Source organism: Halodurantibacterium flavum, assembly GCF_042681825.1.
In the GTDB taxonomy this organism is placed as follows: Bacteria; Pseudomonadota; Alphaproteobacteria; order Rhodobacterales; family Rhodobacteraceae; genus Halodurantibacterium; species Halodurantibacterium flavum.
On sequence record NZ_JBHUGH010000014.1, the window covers coordinates 1 to 626 of the forward strand.

At 68.1% G+C, this 626-nt stretch carries 1 protein-coding gene; it reads left to right on the forward strand.

Annotation, left to right across the window (positions count from 1 at the left end):
* Positions 1 to 51: 51 nt before the first annotated feature.
* On the forward strand, positions 52 to 626 hold a 575-nt coding region (locus ACFSGJ_RS17120), incomplete at its 3' end, for a 5-deoxy-glucuronate isomerase (protein WP_390264658.1).

A 626-nucleotide genomic window follows, 5' to 3' on the forward strand; every position in this document is an offset into this window, starting at 1 on the left:
ATCGACAGTTTCACGCCGCGGCGTGACGATTTTCTCTGAAAGGACCAGACCATGACGCATGTTGAGACCCGCCACGCGATCCACCCGGACCACGCCCGCGCCATGGACACGGCCACGCTGCGCCGGCATTTCCTGGTCGAGGGGCTGTTTGCGGCGGGCGAGATCCGGCTGACCTATACCCATTACGACCGTTTCGTGGTGGGCGGCGCGGTGCCGGAGGGCGCGGCGCTGGTGCTCGACCAGATCGCCGAGACCAGGACGCCCTCTTTCCTTGACCGGCGCGAGATGGGGATCGTGAACATCGGCGCCCCCGGGCGGGTCGAGGCCGCGGGGCAGGGCTGGGACATGGGCACGGGCGACGTGCTCTACCTCGGCATGGGCGCCGGCGCCGTGACGTTTTCGGGGCAGGGGCGGTTCTACATCACCTCGGCCCCCGCGCACCGGGCGCTGCCCCACCGGCTGGTGACGGTCGAAGAGGCCAAGAAGGTCGAGATGGGCGCGGTCGAGACCTCGAACAAGCGCACCATCAAGCAGTTCATCCACCCGCTGGTGATGGAGAGCTGCCAGCTGGTGCTGGGCTACACGACGCTGGAGGACGGCTCGGTCTGGAACACGATCCCGTCCCA